This window comes from Nocardioides lentus (genome assembly GCF_039529515.1).
GTDB classification, from domain to species: Bacteria; Actinomycetota; Actinomycetes; order Propionibacteriales; family Nocardioidaceae; genus Nocardioides; species Nocardioides lentus.
The window spans coordinates 379,318-395,355 of sequence record NZ_BAAAMY010000001.1 but is presented as its reverse complement, the minus strand read 5'-3'; the positions used below and the strand labels follow the sequence as shown (position 1 = coordinate 395,355).

The 16,038-nt window shown below is 74.2% G+C and carries 12 protein-coding genes; 6 read left to right on the top strand and 6 right to left on the bottom strand.

The window, feature by feature from the left end; genetic code table 11:
* The first annotated feature begins 18 nt into the window (after nucleotides 1-18).
* Both ABD158_RS01865 and ABD158_RS01860 read left to right on the top strand, forming a co-directional pair.
* Nucleotides 19-1,164 (top strand): lipid II:glycine glycyltransferase FemX, encoded by a 1,146-nt coding sequence (locus ABD158_RS01865; RefSeq protein ID WP_344002870.1) that lies wholly within the window; start codon nucleotides 19-21, stop codon nucleotides 1,162-1,164.
* Nucleotides 1,165-1,168: 4 nt separating this feature from the next.
* Nucleotides 1,169-2,254, top strand: a complete 1,086-nt coding sequence (locus ABD158_RS01860) for an alanine racemase (protein WP_344002868.1) — start codon at nucleotides 1,169-1,171, stop codon at nucleotides 2,252-2,254.
* Here the strand turns inward: ABD158_RS01860 and ABD158_RS01855 are convergent.
* Both ABD158_RS01855 and ABD158_RS01850 read right to left on the bottom strand, forming a co-directional pair.
* Entirely contained in the window at nucleotides 2,215-3,579 is a 1,365-nt protein-coding gene (locus ABD158_RS01855) for a glycosyltransferase family 87 protein (RefSeq protein ID WP_344002865.1), read from the bottom strand. The two genes, ABD158_RS01860 and ABD158_RS01855, sit on opposite strands and share 40 nt — an antisense overlap.
* A gap of 51 nt (nucleotides 3,580-3,630) precedes the next feature.
* A complete protein-coding gene (locus ABD158_RS01850) occupies nucleotides 3,631-5,889 on the bottom strand; it encodes a transglycosylase domain-containing protein (protein ID WP_344002862.1) in 2,259 nt (752 codons plus the stop codon).
* A gap of 338 nt (nucleotides 5,890-6,227) precedes the next feature.
* Here ABD158_RS01850 and ABD158_RS01845 point away from each other — a divergent pair, with 338 nt between their 5' ends.
* A complete protein-coding gene (locus ABD158_RS01845) occupies nucleotides 6,228-6,896 on the top strand; it encodes a PadR family transcriptional regulator (RefSeq protein WP_344002859.1) in 669 nt (222 codons plus the stop codon).
* A gap of 4 nt (nucleotides 6,897-6,900) precedes the next feature.
* Nucleotides 6,901-7,992: an inositol-3-phosphate synthase gene (locus ABD158_RS01840; protein WP_344002857.1), complete on the top strand. Its 1,092-nt coding sequence runs from the start codon at nucleotides 6,901-6,903 to the stop codon at nucleotides 7,990-7,992.
* A 67-nt stretch (nucleotides 7,993-8,059) separates the two neighbouring features.
* Here the strand turns inward: ABD158_RS01840 and ABD158_RS01835 are convergent, their stop codons facing one another.
* The 4 genes from ABD158_RS01835 to ABD158_RS01820 all read right to left on the bottom strand — a co-directional run bounded on the left by ABD158_RS01835 (nucleotide 8,060) and on the right by ABD158_RS01820 (nucleotide 11,576).
* Nucleotides 8,060-8,788, bottom strand: coding sequence for a tyrosine-protein phosphatase (locus ABD158_RS01835; RefSeq protein WP_344002854.1), 729 nt, complete (start codon nucleotides 8,786-8,788; stop codon nucleotides 8,060-8,062).
* 115 nt (nucleotides 8,789-8,903) lie between these two features.
* A complete protein-coding gene (locus tag ABD158_RS01830) occupies nucleotides 8,904-9,572 on the bottom strand; it encodes an AIM24 family protein (protein ID WP_344002851.1) in 669 nt (222 codons plus the stop codon).
* Nucleotides 9,573-9,614: 42 nt separating this feature from the next.
* Nucleotides 9,615-10,094, bottom strand: a complete 480-nt coding sequence (locus ABD158_RS01825) for an SRPBCC family protein (protein ID WP_344002848.1) — start codon at nucleotides 10,092-10,094, stop codon at nucleotides 9,615-9,617.
* Between the two features lie 63 nt (nucleotides 10,095-10,157).
* Nucleotides 10,158-11,576: a CCA tRNA nucleotidyltransferase gene (locus ABD158_RS01820; RefSeq protein WP_344003717.1), complete on the bottom strand. Its 1,419-nt coding sequence runs from the start codon at nucleotides 11,574-11,576 to the stop codon at nucleotides 10,158-10,160.
* A gap of 188 nt (nucleotides 11,577-11,764) precedes the next feature.
* On the opposite strand from ABD158_RS01820, the gene ABD158_RS01815 reads away from it, so the two are divergent.
* Both ABD158_RS01815 and murJ read left to right on the top strand, forming a co-directional pair.
* On the top strand, nucleotides 11,765-14,161 hold the full coding sequence (locus ABD158_RS01815; protein ID WP_344002845.1) for a DUF6049 family protein: 2,397 nt from the start codon (nucleotides 11,765-11,767) through the stop codon (nucleotides 14,159-14,161).
* Nucleotides 14,158-16,002 (top strand): murein biosynthesis integral membrane protein MurJ, encoded by a 1,845-nt coding sequence (gene murJ, locus ABD158_RS01810; protein WP_344002842.1) that lies wholly within the window; start codon nucleotides 14,158-14,160, stop codon nucleotides 16,000-16,002. Before ABD158_RS01815 ends, murJ begins: the two co-directional genes overlap by 4 nt.
* Nucleotides 16,003-16,038 lie beyond the last annotated feature (36 nt).

Here is a 16,038-nt window from a genome sequence, read left to right as displayed (position 1 = left end):
ACCGATACCGTGGGGACGATGAGCACCAGCGACCTGACCGTGCGGACGGCGAGCCCCGCCGAGCACCTGGCCTTCCTCGCGTCGCGGCGCTCCGCGAGCTTCCTGCAGACCCCCGCGTGGGCGGCGGTGAAGAATGAGTGGCGCCACGAGTCGCTGCTGTGGGAGCGCGACGGCGAGCCGGTCGGTGCGGGGCTCGTGCTGTACCGCGACCTGCCGAGGCTCCGGCGCTCCCTGGCCTACCTGCCCGAGGGTCCGGTGCTCGACTGGGGCGGCGACCTGCGCGCGCACCTCGACCCGATGGTGGCCCACCTGCGGCGGAAGGGCGCCTTCGGCATCCGCATCGGCCCGCCCGTCGTCGTCCGCCGCTGGGACGCGGCGACGGTCAAGGCCGGCGTGGCGGATCCCGAGGTGCACCGCCTCGGCGACCTGGCCCCCACCGCCCGCGAGACCACCGGCGCCCGCGTCGTCTCGGGCCTGCACGAGCTGGGCTGGCGACCGCAGGGCACCGACGGCGGGTTCGCCGCGGGCCAGCCGCGTCACGTCTTCTGGATCCCCCTCACCGACGCCGCCGGCGAGCAGCGCACGCCCGAGGACGTCCTGAAGGGGATGAACCAGCTCTGGCGCCGCAACATCAAGAAGGCCGACAAGGCCGGCGTCGTGGTGACCAAGGCCCCCGCCGGCGACGTGTCCGACCTGGCCGCGTTCCACGAGCTGTACGTGCACACCGCGGAGCGGGACGGCTTCACCCCGCGCCCCGCGTCGTACTTCACCCGGATGTTCGCCGCGCTCGGCGCCGAGGACCCGGACCGCATCTCGCTGTGGACCGCGCACCACGAGGGCGACCTGGTGGCCGCGACGATCGCGGTGCGGGTCGGCGAGCACGCCTGGTACTCCTACGGCGCGTCGTCGACCGAGAAGCGCGAGGTCCGCGGCTCCAACGCGGTGCAGTGGGCGATGGTGCAGGACGCCCTCGCGGCCGGCGCCGCGGTCTACGACCTGCGCGGCATCACCGAGACCCTCGACGCCGACGACCCCCACGTGGGGCTGATCCAGTTCAAGGCGGGCACCGGGGGTGAGGCCGTCGAGTACGCCGGCGAGTGGGACCTGCCGGTCAACCGGGTGCTCTACTCGGCCTTCCAGACCTACCTGAAGCGACGGAGGTGACCCCGTGAGCCTCTCCCTCGTCGTCGACGGCGAGCGCTGGCGCAGCCACCTGCGCGCCTGCGCCGACGCCAACCCCGGCCTCGTGCCGGTCCTGAAGGGCAACGGCTACGGCTTCGGCCTGGGTCGCCTGGCCCGCAAGAGCGACTGGCTCGGTGTGGACACCGTCGCGGTCGGCACGTACGCCGAGCTCGGCGAGGTCGAGAAGCGCTTCGGCGGGTCGCTGCTCGTGCTGACGCCGTGGCGGCCCTTCGGCCACTCGCTGGCCGCGGTGGCCGATCGCACCCCCGACCCCCGCCTGATCCACACCGTGAGCCGCGTCGAGGACCTCGTCGCCCTGCTCGGGCATGACCCGTCGGCGCGCTTCGTGCTCGAACGCATGACCAGCATGCTGCGCCACGGGCTCGACGCGAGCGGGCTGCGCGAGGCGGTCGAGCTGCTGCGCGAGCACCCCCGGGCCCGCCTGGAGGGCGTCGCGCTGCACCTCCCCCTGGCGCAGGGCTCGCACATCGGGCAGTTCGAGCGGCTCATGAACGACGTCGTCGCGGCCGGCCTCGCTCCCCAGGGCGCGAGCGACCCCGCCCGTCGCACGGTCTGGGTCAGCCACCTGACCCCCGAGGAGCTCACGACGCTGCGCGCCCGGTACGCCGACTTCCGGATCCGGCCCCGCGTCGGCACCGCGCTGTGGCTCGGTGACCGCGGCGCGCTCCGGGTCGAGGCCACCGTCCTCGACGCCCACCCCGTCGAGCGCGGCACGCTGTTCGGCTACCGCGGTCGCTCCACCCCGCGCGCCGGCACGCTGCTGGTCGTCAGCGGCGGCACCGCCCACGGCATCGGCCTCGAGGCGCCCCCCGGCGACCAGTCGCTGAAGGCCCGCGCGGTCACCGTCGCCCGCGGCGGTCTCGACGCGGCCGGCCTGACGCGCTCGCCGTTCTCGATCGACGGCAAGCAGCGGCTGTTCGCCGAGCCGCCCCACATGCAGGCGTCGATGCTCTTCCTGCCGTCGGGATCCCGCGTCCCCGCCGTGGGCGAGCGCGTCTCGGTGCGGGTCCGCTACACGACGACGTCGTTCGACGACGTCACCCTCGACTGACCCGGGCGCCCCACCGGGTCGCGCTCCGGGCGCAGGACGTCGCGGACCACGACCGCGACCAGCCACAGCTCCGCGGCCACCCGCAGCACGATCGCCACCCAGTAGAACGGGCTGTCGCCGCCGCTGCCCGCCTCGAGCGTGCCCGCGAGGTACCACCAGACGCAGGCGAAGTAGAGGACCTCCCCCGCCTGCCACACCAGCAGGTCGCGCCAGCGCGGGCGCGCGATGACGGCCAGCGGCAGCAGCCACAGCACGTACTGCGGTGAGTAGACCTTGTTGACGAGCAGGAACCCGGCGACGACGAGGAACGCCAGCTGGGCCAGCCGCGGCTCGGACGGTCCCCGCAGGCCCACCACGAGCACGCCCACGCACCACAGCGCGAAGAGCACCAGCGAGACCCGGTTGACCACGTCGGCCGAGGTCGCCGACCCGGTCACCTGGTCCCACACCAGCCACAGCGAGCCCAGGTCCGGGCCACGCTCGGAGTTGAACGACCAGAACACCTCCCACGAGCTCCGGGAGGACCACACCGCGGGCAGGTTGAGCGCGAGCCACGCGACCAGGGCGGCCAGCGAGGCGCCCGCCAGGTCCGACCACGCCCGCCGCCGCAGGCAGACCACGAGGACGGCCCCCAGCAGGAACAGCGGGTACAGCTTGGCGGCGACCCCCAGGCCGATCAGGGCCCCCGTCAGGAGGGGCCGCTCGCGCGCCCAGGCCCACAGCGCGCCGGCGACGAGCAGCACGGCCAGGAGGTCCCAGTTGACCAGGCCGGTGAGGGCCAGCGCCGGGGAGACCGCGAAGGCCACCGCGTCCCAGGGCCGCCCCGGGTTGACCCGGACCAGCAGCGCCGCGGCCCCGAGCGTCATCGCCGCCAGGGCGAGGGCGCTCAGGATCACGAACCAGCGGACCTCGGCGTCGAGCCGCTCCGGGTCCGCGAGCGCGTCGACGGGGCGCTGCGACCGCTCGGCGAGGTCGTCGGTGCCGAGCAGGAGGTGGGTGGCGGCCGCGGTGCCGTAGGCCAGGTAGGAGATCGCGACCGGGTACTCCATGACCTGGTAGCGCTCGGCCGTCGCCTCGGCGTACGGCCAGGCGAGCTCGGCGAACCCCCGCCCCGTGTACAGGTAGGGCAGGTCGGAGTAGCACATCGCGGCGTAGCGCTGGTCGGCGTCGTTCCAGGTGTCGTCGAAGCACGGCGCCTTCTGCACCATGCCGAGCGCGAAGCAGACCGCGGTGAGCAGCAGCACCACGCGCATCGGCGTGAACCAGCGGTGCCGGCCGGCGCGCGAGCCGAGCGGGCCGCCCACCGCCTCCGCGAGGCCCGCCACCACCGTGTCGTCGCGGGTCGGGTGGACCCGCTGCTCGCTCGTCAGGGTCCGCTACCGCTCGCGCCCGGGCCCGCGGCCCGACCCACCGCCCGACCCACCGCCCGCAGCGCCGCCCGCGCCGGCGCCGGTGCCGCCGCCACCGCCGCCACCGCCCGTGCCACCCGTGCCGCCGCCGGTGCCACCGCCGGCCGGCGGTGTGGTGCCCGGGTCGTCGGGCGTGGGCTCGGGCACCACGGGCGGGGTCGTCGGGTCCTCGGTCGGCTCGTCCGGGGTCGGCGGCGGCTCGGGGTCGGGCTGCTCGCTGACGCTCGGCTCATCCGAGGGCTGCGGCTGCGGCTGCGGCTCGGGCTGGGGCTCCTGGGACGGCGGCGGCGCGGGCGCCTCGGTCTCCGGCGGCGCGGTCGGCGCCGGCACGGAGCCGTCGGGGGCCTCGCCGTCGAGGAAGACCGGCTCGGGGAACTCGAGCACGTCCGTGCCCTCCAGGGCCCGGCCCATCACGTCGGTCCAGGTGCGGGCCGGGTAGGAGCCGCCGAAGAACTCCGGCAGCCAGCCGTCGAGCTGCTCGTTGCCCTGGCCGCGGACGTACATCACCGCGGTCGAGAGCTGCGGGGTGTAGCCCACGAACCAGGACGAGGACACCTCGTCGTCGCCGTTGGTCGCCGTGCCGGTCTTGCCCGCGGCGGGGCGGCCCAGGTCCAGGGCGGCCGAGCCGGACCCGGAGGTCACGACCTGCTGCAGGGCGTAGCTCACGTCGGCGGCCACGTCCTCGCTGATCGCCTGCTCGGTACCGCCGTCCTCGCCGGCGTCCCGGGCGTACAGCTCGTTGCCCTCGCGGTCCGTCACGCGCTCGACGACGTGGACCTCCGCGGCGCGACCCTCCGCGGCGATGGTCGCGTAGCCGTTGGCCATGTTGATCGGGCTGACCGTCGCGTTGCCGAGGGCGACGCCGAGCACCGGCTCCAGCCCGGGGCTGTCGGTCGGGATGCCGTACGGGTCGCGCTCGGGGGTCTGCGCCGGGGGGACGCCCATCGCGTTGGCCCGGTCGATGATCGACTCCGGGCCGTCGCTCATCCGCTCCGTCATGTCGATGAACGCCGTGTTGACCGAGTTCTCGGCGGCGGTCAGCATCGTGATCGCCGAGCCGTAGTCGGTGTCGCCCTGGTTGCCGATCTCCGAGCCGTCGGGCAGCACGAGGGGCGAGTTGCCCTCGAAGGTGTCGTTGAGCGAGAAGCCCTGCTCGATGGCCTCGGCCATCGCGTACGCCTTCATCGTCGAGCCGGCCTGCCCGCCCTCGCGCGCCCAGTTGAGCTGGGAGTCGAGGTAGTCCTGCCCGCCGTAGAACCCCCGCAGGGCACCGGTGCCGGGCTCGACGCTCGCGACGCCGATGTGGAGGTCGGCGCCGAAGCCCTCGGGCCGCTGGGCCGCGACCCCGGCCTCCGCGGCCTCCATCACCTGCTGGTCGAAGGTCGTGGTGACCCGCAGGCCGCCGCCGTCGACGTCGGCGTCGCTGAAGCCGAGCTCGTTGAGCTCCGAGCGCACCATCTCCAGCGCGTGGCCGCGCTGGCCGGCGTACCGGCTCTCGGCCTCGATCTCGGGGAACCTCGGCAGGGCGCGGGAGGCACGCTCGACCTCGGCCTCGGAGGCGGTGCCCATCTCGGCCATGCCGGACAGGGTGTAGGCGTAGCGCTCCTTGAGCGCGGCGCGGTCGCCGCCGTCGGGGTCGTAGCGGCCCGGGTTGTTGAGCACGCTGGCCAGGAACGCCGACTGCCGCAGCGTCAGCTCGGCGGCGGGGGTGGCGAAGTAGGCCTGCGCGGCCGCCTCGACGCCGTACGCGCCGCGGCCGAAGTAGATGGTGTTGAGGTAGCCCTCGAGGATCTCCTCCTTGGACTGCTGACGCTGGATCTTCAGCGACAGCAGCGCCTCCTTCGCCTTGCGGCTGAGGGTCTGCTCCTGGCTGAGGTAGAGGATCTTCACGTACTGCTGGGTGATCGTCGAGGCGCCCTGCGTGCTGTTGCCGCGGGCGTTGGAGAACGCCGCGCGCACGATGCCGCGGGGGTCGATGCCCTGGTCGGTCCAGAAGGTCCGGTTCTCCGCGGCGATCACCGCGTCCTTCAGGTCCGCCGGCATCTGCTCGAGGTCGATGGAGACGCGGTTCTGGGTGGCGAACTCGCCGAGCTCGGTGTCGCCGTTGCGGTAGTAGACGAAGCTGGTCTGCGTCTGGAAGTCCGCGTTGGGGTCGGGCACGTCGGTGGTCTGGTAGAGCACCACGAACGCGACGGCCCCCGCGATCAGCGCGAGGACCACGGTCACCCCGGTCCACACGACGAGGCGACGGAGGAGACCTCCGCGACGGCCCCTGGCGGACCGGCCCGCGCGGCCCGTGGCCCGCCCGGTGGTCCCGGGCGCGGCCGCCCTGCGTTTCCCGCTCACTGGCTCTCCGACTGCTCGGCGACATGACGATCCCGGGTCGACCCGGGGGCAGCGCCCGCTCGTCCGGCCCCGGTGACGGGGTGGTTCAGGCGCGAAGCAGTCCCCCAGCGTAGCGACGCGCGGGGAGGACGCCATTCGACGCGGTCCCGCGTGAGTCGCGCCACACGCGATACAACGCGGTGTCACGTCGCGTGGATATATCGCTACGATAGGTCGCGATGGTCAGACGCGGAGAGACGACGGAGCTGGCAGTCCTCGGACTGCTGGACGAGTCACCCATGCACGGCTACGAGCTGCGCAAGCGCCTGAACCTCATGCTGGGCTGGGGGCGCGTGCTGTCGTACGGCTCCCTGTACCCCACGCTGAAGAAGATGCTGCGGGCCTCGCTCATCGAGGAGGAGGTCGTCACGCCGCCCCCGGCGACGCGACGCCAGCGCATCGTCTACCGGCTCACCGACACCGGCCGCGAGGAGTTCGCCCGCCTGATGGCGGAGGTCGGCCCCCACGCGTGGGAGGACGACAGCTTCGGCGTCCGGTTCGCGTTCTTCTCGCGCACTGACCTCGAGAGCCGGCTCCGCGTGCTCGAGGGGCGTCGGACGCGGCTCGAGGAGCGCCTCGCCCGCGTGCAGAGCGACCTCGACCGCACCCGCGCCGAGGCCGACCGCTACGCCTCCGAGCTCCAGCGCCACGGCGTCGAGTCCGTGGAGCGGGAGGTGCGCTGGCTCTCCGACCTCATCACCGCGGAGCGCAACGGCACGGCTCCCGGTGACCGGGCGGGCCCGTCCGGCCCCCAGGACCCGCAGGACCCGCAGGACCAGAACGAGCCCGACCAGATCCAGCCAGACCACCCGATGCCCGTCTCCGGGCGCCGAGAAGGAAGTGAGTGAACCGATGGGTTCCGTACGAGTAGCCATCGTGGGGGTCGGCAACTGCGCGACCTCCCTCGTGCAGGGCGTGCACTACTACCGCGACGCGGACGCGTCCGCCACGGTGCCCGGCCTCATGCACGTCGAGTTCGGCGACTACCACGTCCGCGACGTCGAGTTCGTCGCCGCGTTCGACGTCGACGACAAGAAGGTCGGCAAGGACCTCTCCGAGGCGATCAACGCCTCCGAGAACAACACGATCAAGATCGCCGACGTGCCCACCCTGGGCCTGGACGTCCTGCGCGGCCCGACCCTGGACGGCCTCGGCAAGTACTACCGCGAGACCATCGAGGAGTCCGCCGCCGAGCCGGTCGACGTCGTCGCCGTGCTCCGCGAGGCGCAGGCCGACGTGATGGTCTGCTACCTGCCCGTCGGCTCCGAGGACGCCGCCAAGTTCTACGCGCAGTGCGCGATCGACGCGGGCGTCGCCTTCGTCAACGCCCTGCCCGTCTTCATCGCCTCCGACCCCGAGTGGGCCGCGAAGTTCGAGGCCGCCGGCGTGCCGATCGTCGGCGACGACATCAAGTCGCAGGTCGGCGCCACGATCACCCACCGCGTGATGGCGAAGCTCTTCGAGGACCGCGGCGTCGCGCTGGACCGCACCTACCAGCTCAACGTCGGCGGCAACATGGACTTCAAGAACATGCTCGAGCGCGACCGCCTGGAGTCCAAGAAGGTCTCCAAGACCCAGGCCGTCACCTCCAACCTGCAGGGCGAGCTGGCCAACAAGATCAGCGACCGCAACGTGCACATCGGCCCCTCGGACTACGTCCAGTGGCTCGACGACCGCAAGTGGGCCTACGTCCGCCTCGAGGGTCGTGCGTTCGGCGACGCCCCGCTGAACCTCGAGTACAAGCTCGAGGTCTGGGACTCCCCCAACTCGGCCGGCATCATCATCGACGCCATCCGCGCGGCGAAGATCGCCAAGGACCGCGGCCTCGGTGGCCCCGTCCACGCCGCGGCGACCTACCTGATGAAGTCCCCGCCGATCCAGCGCCCGGACGACGAGGGTCGCGCCGGCGTGGAGGCGTTCATCAAGGGCGACGCGACCGTCTGATCCCGATCCACCTCGAGACCCCCGGACCGACCGGTCCGGGGGTCTCGTGCGTCCGGCGCCGGCCCGGTCAGCCGGTCAGCCGGTCGCGCAGGCTCCGCCGGTCCCGGGCCGCGATGCCCACCGTCGCGAGCAGCGCGTCGACGTCGCGGTCGACGAGGGCGACGACCTCGCGCCGCCCCCGCGCGACCCAGGCCTCGAGCGCGTCCGGGGCGAGCGTCGTCAGGTGGTCCTCCGCGCCGCTCCACGGCGGACGGCGGAGCATCGCGCGCACCGACAGCTCCCAGTCGTCGGCGACCACCTCCGGCGCCACCCCGGCGTGAGCGAGCAGCAGCGCGCTGAGCATCCCCGTGCGGTCGCGGCCCGCGGAGCAGTGCAGCAGCACCGCCCCCTCGGACCGGGCGACCGCGCTCAGCGCGTCGGCCACGAGGTGGGGCAGCAGACGCAGGTTGTGCCCCCAGTACGCCGGCCGGTCGAGGATGGGCCCGCAGACGCGGACGAACTCCGCGTGGGCCGGGTCCTCGGTCGGGCGGTGCCGGACCGTCACCCCCGCGCCGGGCCGCGACGGCGGGTCGGGGTCACCCGGCCGCGGCCCGCGCTCGTCGTCGTTGCGGAGGTCGACGACCGCGCGGACGCCGTATGCCCGCAGCTGCTCCCACCCCCGCGCGGTGAGCAGCTCCCGGCGCGGCGCGCGCACCACCACGCCGTACGACGTGAGGCCGGCGGCCGCCCGTGCCGTGGGCAGGCCCCCGAGGTCGCGGACGTTGTGCAGCCCGTCGGCCGCCACCTCGCGGCTCATCGGGCCGTCGGTCGCTGCGCCGTCACCGGGACCACGGCCGGCCCGTCGCCGACGGGCCTCACGAGAACGGCGCCGACACCACGTCGACCGCGCGTCCCGCGACCCGCCCCGGCCTTCAGGCGTTCGGCGGCGGGGGCTTCCACTCGAAGGCCTGCACCACGACGAAGCCGGGCCCGTGGAAGACGTACTGGATCGCCTCGCCGGAGCCGCCGCGCAGCGCGGAGCCGACGTTCATGGAGTTGTGCACGCCGGGGCTCAGGTTGGCCGACCAGCAGACCGCGGCCTGCGGGTCGACGAAGGTCGGCTGCTGGGAGCAGTCGAGGACCACGGGGTTGCCGACGACGTTGATCGCGACCGTGCCGGTGCCGCCGACGGTGGTGTTGAACAGCCCGCCGGTCATCATCCCCGCGCCCTTGGTGCGGTTGATGTCCCAGGTCAGCTCCTGGTCGAAGGCCAGGATGTTGCGGCTGTTGATGCTGATGCCCTCACCCTCGAGGTGCATCAGGTGCACGTAGCCGGCCTCCTCCGCGAAGAAGACCTCGCCCTGGCCCGAGACCCGCATCAGGCTGACGTTCTCCGACGTCAGGACCTTCTTGGCGAGCTTGCCGAGGCTGCCCGACTTCTCGTGGTGGAACTGCACCTGGCCCTGGTAGGCCACCATCGTGCCCTTGGTGGCGAGCACGTCGGGGCCGAGGCCGACCCGCAGCATCTGCGGGTTCTGCAGGGCCCACCGCTCCTGGCTCTGGACCTCGAGGTTCTCCTGGGCGAACAGATCGCTTCTCATGACCCCGCATCCTGCCCTGTCCGGGCCGGTGGCGGGGAGACTTCAGCGCTCGGCCTCGGCCTTGACCCGCGCCAGCGTCTGCCGCATGCCGGCGCGCAGGTCGGCGGTGAACGTCTCCTGCCCGCCGAGCACGGCGTCGACGAGACGGTTCGACAGCGCCGACACGCCCTGCGGGGTCTCGCGGCGGTGCACCACGCGGGTGCCCGGCACGCCGGCGACCGTGGTGGGCTCCAGCTCGAAGGACCACACCGTGCGGTTCTCGGTGATGCGGAACGCCACGCGCCGGTGGGGCTCGAGGGCGACGACCTTCGCCGTCGTCGGCCACACCTTCCAGCCCTGGTGGTTGACGTTGAGCATCCGGCTGCCCACCGTGAGCGGGCGCCGTACGAGGGTGCGGACGACCTGCGGGCTCCACTCGGCGAGGCGCGGCAGGTCCGAGACCAGCTTCCACACCGCGGCGGGCTCCGCGGCGATCTCGATGGAGGCCTCGAGCTCGGTGGGGGTCTGCGTCGTGTCGCTCATGGGCCGCGATGCTACTGGTCGGTAACCGCCCGTGTCTGTACCCGGGGTCTCACCGCGTGACGGCTACGAGCGGGCGGCCCACCACGCGAGCAGGCGCTCGCGGGCGTCGTCCTCGGAGAGCGGGCCCTCGTCGATGCGGAGCTCGAGGAGCCAGCGGTAGGCGGTGCCGACGTCGCGGCCGGCGGGGATGCCGAGCGCCTCCATGATCTGGTTGCCGTCGAGGGCGGGGCGCAGGGAGGCGAGCTCCTCCTCGGCCTCGAGCCGCTCGATGCGCTGCTCGAGGTCGTCGTACGTCGCCCGCAGCCGCGCGGCCTTGCGGCGGTTGCGGGTGGTGCAGTCGGCGCGGGTCAGCACGTGGAGTCGGGCGAGCTGGTCGCCGGCGTCGCGCACGTAGCGGCGCACGGCCGCGTCGGTCCACTCGCCCGTGCCGTAGCCGTGGAAGCGCAGGTGCAGCTCGACCAGGCGGCAGACGGCGTCCGTGGTCTCGGTCGAGAAGCGCAGCGCCTTCATCCGCTTGCGGGTCATCTTGGCGCCCACCACGTCGTGGTGGTGGAAGGTGACCGTGCCGTCGTCGAGGAAGCGGCGCGTGCGCGGCTTGCCGACGTCGTGCATCAGCGCCGCGAAGCGCGACACGAAGTCGGGCGCGCCCCCGAGACGGTGCTCCAGCTCGATCGACTGCTCGAGCACGGTGAGGGTGTGCTCGTAGACGTCCTTGTGGGCGTGGTGCTCGTCGCGCTCCAGCCGCAGCGCCGGCAGCTCGGGCAGCACCCGCTCGGCGAGCCCGGTGTCGACCAGCAGGGTCAGCCCCAGCCGCGGGTACGGCGCGCAGACGAGCTTGACGAGCTCCTCGCGGACCCGCTCGGCCGAGACGATCTCGAGCCGGTCCGCCATCGCGGTCATCGCGGCGGCGACGTCGTCGTCGACGGTGAAGCCCAGCTGGGCCGCGAACCGCGCCGCCCGCAGCATCCGCAGCGGGTCGTCGGAGAAGGAGTCCTCGGGGGTCCCCGGGGTGCGCAGCCGGCGGTGCGCCAGGTCGACCACGCCGCCGTACGGGTCCTCGAGCGCGCGACCCGGCAGCGTCACCGCCATGGCGTTGACGGTGAAGTCGCGCCGGCCGAGGTCGCCGGCCAGGCTGTCGCCGAAGTCGACCTCCGGCTTGCGCGAGGCGCGGTCGTAGACGTCCGAGCGGTAGGTGGTGACCTCCACCTGCCAGTCACCCTTGCGCGCGCCGATGGTCCCGAAGCTGCGACCCATGTCCCAGGTCGCGTCGCCCCAGTCCTTGAGCAGGCGCTCGGTGGTGTCGGGGTGCGCCGAGGTCGCGAAGTCGAGGTCCGTGTGGCGCCGCCCGAGCATCGCGTCCCGGACCGGCCCGCCGACCAGCGAGAGCTGCTCGCCGGCGTCGGCGAAGACCCGGCCCAGCGGCTCCAGCAGCGGCGCCAGCCGGTCGAGCTCCGCGGTCACCGAGTCCTGCGCGGCGCGCATGTCGAGCGGCTGCGCCGAGGGGTCCGTCGGACGGTCCGTCGAGGCCGACGCCCCCGGCGGGGCCGCGGACGGGGTCGCGGACGCGCTCGCGGGCGCGGAGGAGGGCTCGGACACGACCGCTCACTGTAGTGGCGCCGACGCGGCCCGTGGGCACGGGCCCGCTGGCCCGCACGGCCTAGGCTGCGGGCGTGCCAGCAGCCCCCGACCAGCCGCCCGGCCGCCGGGCCGGCGGTCGGGCAGGGCCCCTCGCCGCGGCCGCGGCGCTGCTCGCGAGCGCCCTGGGCGCGACCCCCGCGACCGCCGCGAGCGCCGCCGAGGCCGCACCCGCGGCGTCGGCCCCCACGTCGACAGCAGCGCCGGCAGCCGCCGCTGCGCCCGGGGACGACCCCCTCGACGTCGTCATCGACACCGTCGGGCCCGCGGAGCTGCCGGAGCGCGGACCGCTGACCCTCACCGGCAGCGTCACCAACGACAGCATCGAGACCTGGGAGGACGTCAACGTCTACGCCCTGTTCTCGGCCAGCCCCCTCACGACCGCAGCCGAGCTGGCGGACGCCTCGGCGCTGCCCGCCGACGCCCTGATCGGCGAGCGGATCACCGAGACCGGCGCCTTCGCCGACGTCGGCGACCTCGAGCCTGGCACCACCCGCAGCTTCTCGCTGCGGCTGCCCGGCGACCTGCTGCCGGACGCCGGCGACGGGGTGTACTGGACCGGCGTGCAGGCCCTGGGAGCCGACAGCTCGGGCCGCGACGAGATCGCCGACGGCCGCGCCCGCACCTTCGTCCCCCGCGTCACGGCGTCCACCCGGGACGACGACGTCGGCGAGGTCGACACCGCCTTCGTGGTCCCCGTGCGCCACCCCGTACGGCGTGACGCCGACGGCCGCGTCCGCAACCTCGCCGCCTGGTCGAACGACCTCGCGCCCGGAGGCCGGCTGGACCGGCTGCTCGATTTCGGCGCCGAGGCCTCCGGCACCGGGTCCAGCACGGTCACCTGGCTGCTCGACCCCGCGGTGCCGGACACGGTCGCCGAGCTCGTCGCCGGCAACGACGGCCTGTCCATCGCGCCCAGCGTGCAGCCCGGTCCCGACGACACGGACGGGCAGGGCGGCGGGCAGGACGGCGGGCAGGAGGGGGAGGAGCCCGACGCGGAGCCCTCGTCCTCGGCCCCCACCGACGACGACACCGACGACGACACCGACGACGGCACGGGCGACGGGGCCTCCCCGTCCCCGTCCGAGGCCGAGACCGACCCCGCCGTCCTCGCCGCGCAGGAGCGCGCCGCCCGTGGCGGACGCGTCTGGCTCGAGCAGCTGCGCGAGGTCCTCGGGGACGGCACCGTGCTGGCGCTCCCCTACGGCGACATCGACGTCGACGCGGTCGCCCGCGCCGACCCCGACCTCTACGACCGGGCGCGCGTGCGCTCCGAGCAGGTCACCGCCGCCCAGGGCATCGACGACGCGGAGCCCGTGGTGCTGCCGCCCAGCGGCTACCTCGACCCGGCGACGCTCGAGGCGATCCCGACCACCGACACCGTGGTCGTGGCGGACACCGCGCTGCCCGAGCCTCCCGAGGGCTCCCGGGTGCGGGTGGCCGGGCGCGACCTGGCGGTGACCGCGGCGGCGCCCGCGACCGGCGGACCGGACCCCGGCGACCGGCTCTCGCCCGTCGCGGTGCGCCAGCGGCTGGTCAGCGAGGCGGCCCTCCGGCTGCTCGCGGCCGACCCCGAGGACGCCGCCCGCAGCGACCCCTCGCTCGTGGTGACGATGCCCAGCTCCTGGGACCCGACCCCGGGCACCGGGTTCTTCCGCGCCCTCGACGAGGTCGACTGGCTCAACCTCACCTCGCTCGACGACGCCCTCGGGGGCGCGGGCGGCGACATCGAGAGCTCCGTGATCCCCCGCGAGCCCGCGGCGGGACTCGACGCCGAGGCCCTCGCCTACCCCGACGCCGTGCGGGCCCGCGAGGTCCCCGAGGCCGCGGTCGAGGGGGCCGGACCGATGATCGACTCCGCGATCAGCCTGCAGGACGTCCTGCCGCTCAACGACACCGTCGCCGAGCAGGCCGCCGACGAGGCCCTGGTCGCGCTCTCCTACGCCAACCGCGGCTCGACGGAGCTGTCGCGCCGCGCGATCACCCTGGCCCGCCGTCACGTCGAGGGCATGCTGGGCGAGATCACGGTCGAGGCCCCCACCTCGCTGACCCTCTCCAGCGACAGCGGCGACTTCTCCGTCCAGCTCTCCAACGGGCTCGACCAGCCCGTGGTCGTCCGGCTGCGGGCCGTGACCGACGGGCCCCTCGAGATCCGGGCGCCGGCCGAGGTGGAGGTGCCGCCGCAGGCGGGCACCACGATCCGGATGCCGGTGGCGACGAGCCGCGTCGGGCTGACCACCGTCGAGGTGGAGCTGACCGACAGCGCGGGCAACGCGATCGGCGCCTCCGACTCGCTGCCGGTGCGGTCCGTGCAGATCGGGGTCGTCATCTGGTGGATCCTGGGCGTCGGCACGGCCCTGCTCTTCAGCGCGATCCTGGTGCGGCTGGTCCGCCGGATCCGCGCGGCCCGTCGCTCGGGCGCCACCGCATGACGCGCTCGCGCACGAGCGGTCGCCACCGCCGGGGCCGCCCGCAGGACCCGCCTGCACCCACCGCCGCACCCACCGCCACGCCCACCGCCACGCCCACCGCCACGCCCGCCCCCACGGAGGCCGACGTCCACGCGGGCCCCGCCGTCGAGCACGACGCGGGCCGGCAGACCGGCCCGGGTCCCAGCCGGGAGACCCGGTCGCTGCTCGCGTCCAGCGCGGTGATGGCGGCCGGCACCGTGTTCTCCCGCGCCAGCGGGCTGATCCGCTCGCTGCTGCTCGCCGCGGCGCTGGGCGGCGAGCTGCTCGCGGACCAGTTCGCGATCGGCAACACGATCCCCAACATGGTCTACATCCTGCTGGCGGGCGGGGTCTTCAACGCCGTGCTCGTCCCCCAGCTGGTCCGCGCCATGCGTGACCACCCCGACGCCGGGGAGGCCTACACCAACCGGGTCGTGACGCTCGCCGCGCTGTTCCTGGGCGTGGTCACCGTGCTGCTGGTCGTCGCCGCGCCCTGGCTGATGGGGATCTACCTCACCGACGAGTACTCCAGCCCCGAGCTCGCGGCCCAGCGGGCCTCGGTGATCGCGGTCGCGCAGTACTGCCTGCCGCAGGTGTTCTTCTACGGCATGTTCGTGCTCGTCGGACAGATCCTGAACTCACGCGGCCGCTTCGGCCCGATGATGTGGGCCCCGATCGCCAACAACGCGATCGCCGTCGCGGTGCTCGTCGCGTTCCTCGCCACGTACGGCGCCGCGGGGCCCGACGAGGTCAACGGCGCGCTGACCGGCACCCAGCAGGCGGTGCTCGGGATCGGGTCGACCGTCGGGATCGCGGCGCAGTTCCTGATCCTGCTGCCCTACCTGCGCTCGGCCGGCTACCGCTTCCGCCCGCGCTTCGACTTCCGCGACTCCGGGCTGGGCCACACCCTGCGCCTCGGGGTGTGGACGGTGCTGTTCGTCATCGTCAACCAGGTGACGGCCACGGTGGTCGTCCGTCTCGCCTCGAGCGGCCCCGCGACCGCCGCCGGGGAGGGCGGGTCTGGCACGGGCTACTTCGTCTACTCCACGGTCTTCCTCGTCGCGATGGTGCCGCACTCGGTGATCACCGTCTCGCTGGCCACCGCGGCGCTGCCCCGGCTCTCGGCGTACGCCGCGGACGGCGACCTGTCCTCCCTCGCCGGCACGCTCGCCTCCGTCGTGCGCCGCACCCTCGCGCTGATGGTGCCGATCGCGGTGCTGCTGCCGGTGATCGCCGACGACGCCGCCCGCGCCGCGGCGTTCGGCGCGGTCGCCGGCAGCTCGGACCTGTTCGTGCCGACGCTCGCCCTCTTCGGGCCGGCGGTGCTGCTGTTCACCGTCCACTACCTGATGCTGCGCGGCTTCTACGCCCTGGAGCGGACCCGCACCGTGCTGTGGATCCAGTGCTTCGTGGCCGCGACCAACATCGGGGTGGCGCTCAGCCTGGTCCCGATGGTCAGCGCCCGGTCGACCTCGCCCGCGCTGGTCGTCGCCTACGCCGCGTCGTACGCCGTGGGCTCCGCGATCTCCTACCTCACGCTGCGCCACGTGCTCGGGGGCCTCCGGACGGGCCGGCTGCTGCGGTTCCTGGTCCGGCTGGCGGTCGTGGTCGCGCTGGCGACCGCGGCCACCGCGGCGGCGTCGTGGGGCCTGCGCACCTGGGAGCCCGAGCCGGGCCAGCTGCAGGCCGCGCTGCAGGCGGGCGGCCTCACCGTGCTCCACCTCGGACTCGTGCTCGTCCTGGGCACCGTGATGCGGGTCTCGGAGCTCTCCGACGTCCTCGCCGTCCTCGGACGGCGGCTGCCCGGCCTGCGGAGGCGCTGACTCGCGCCTACGATGGGGCCGGGTTTCCGGCGCGCC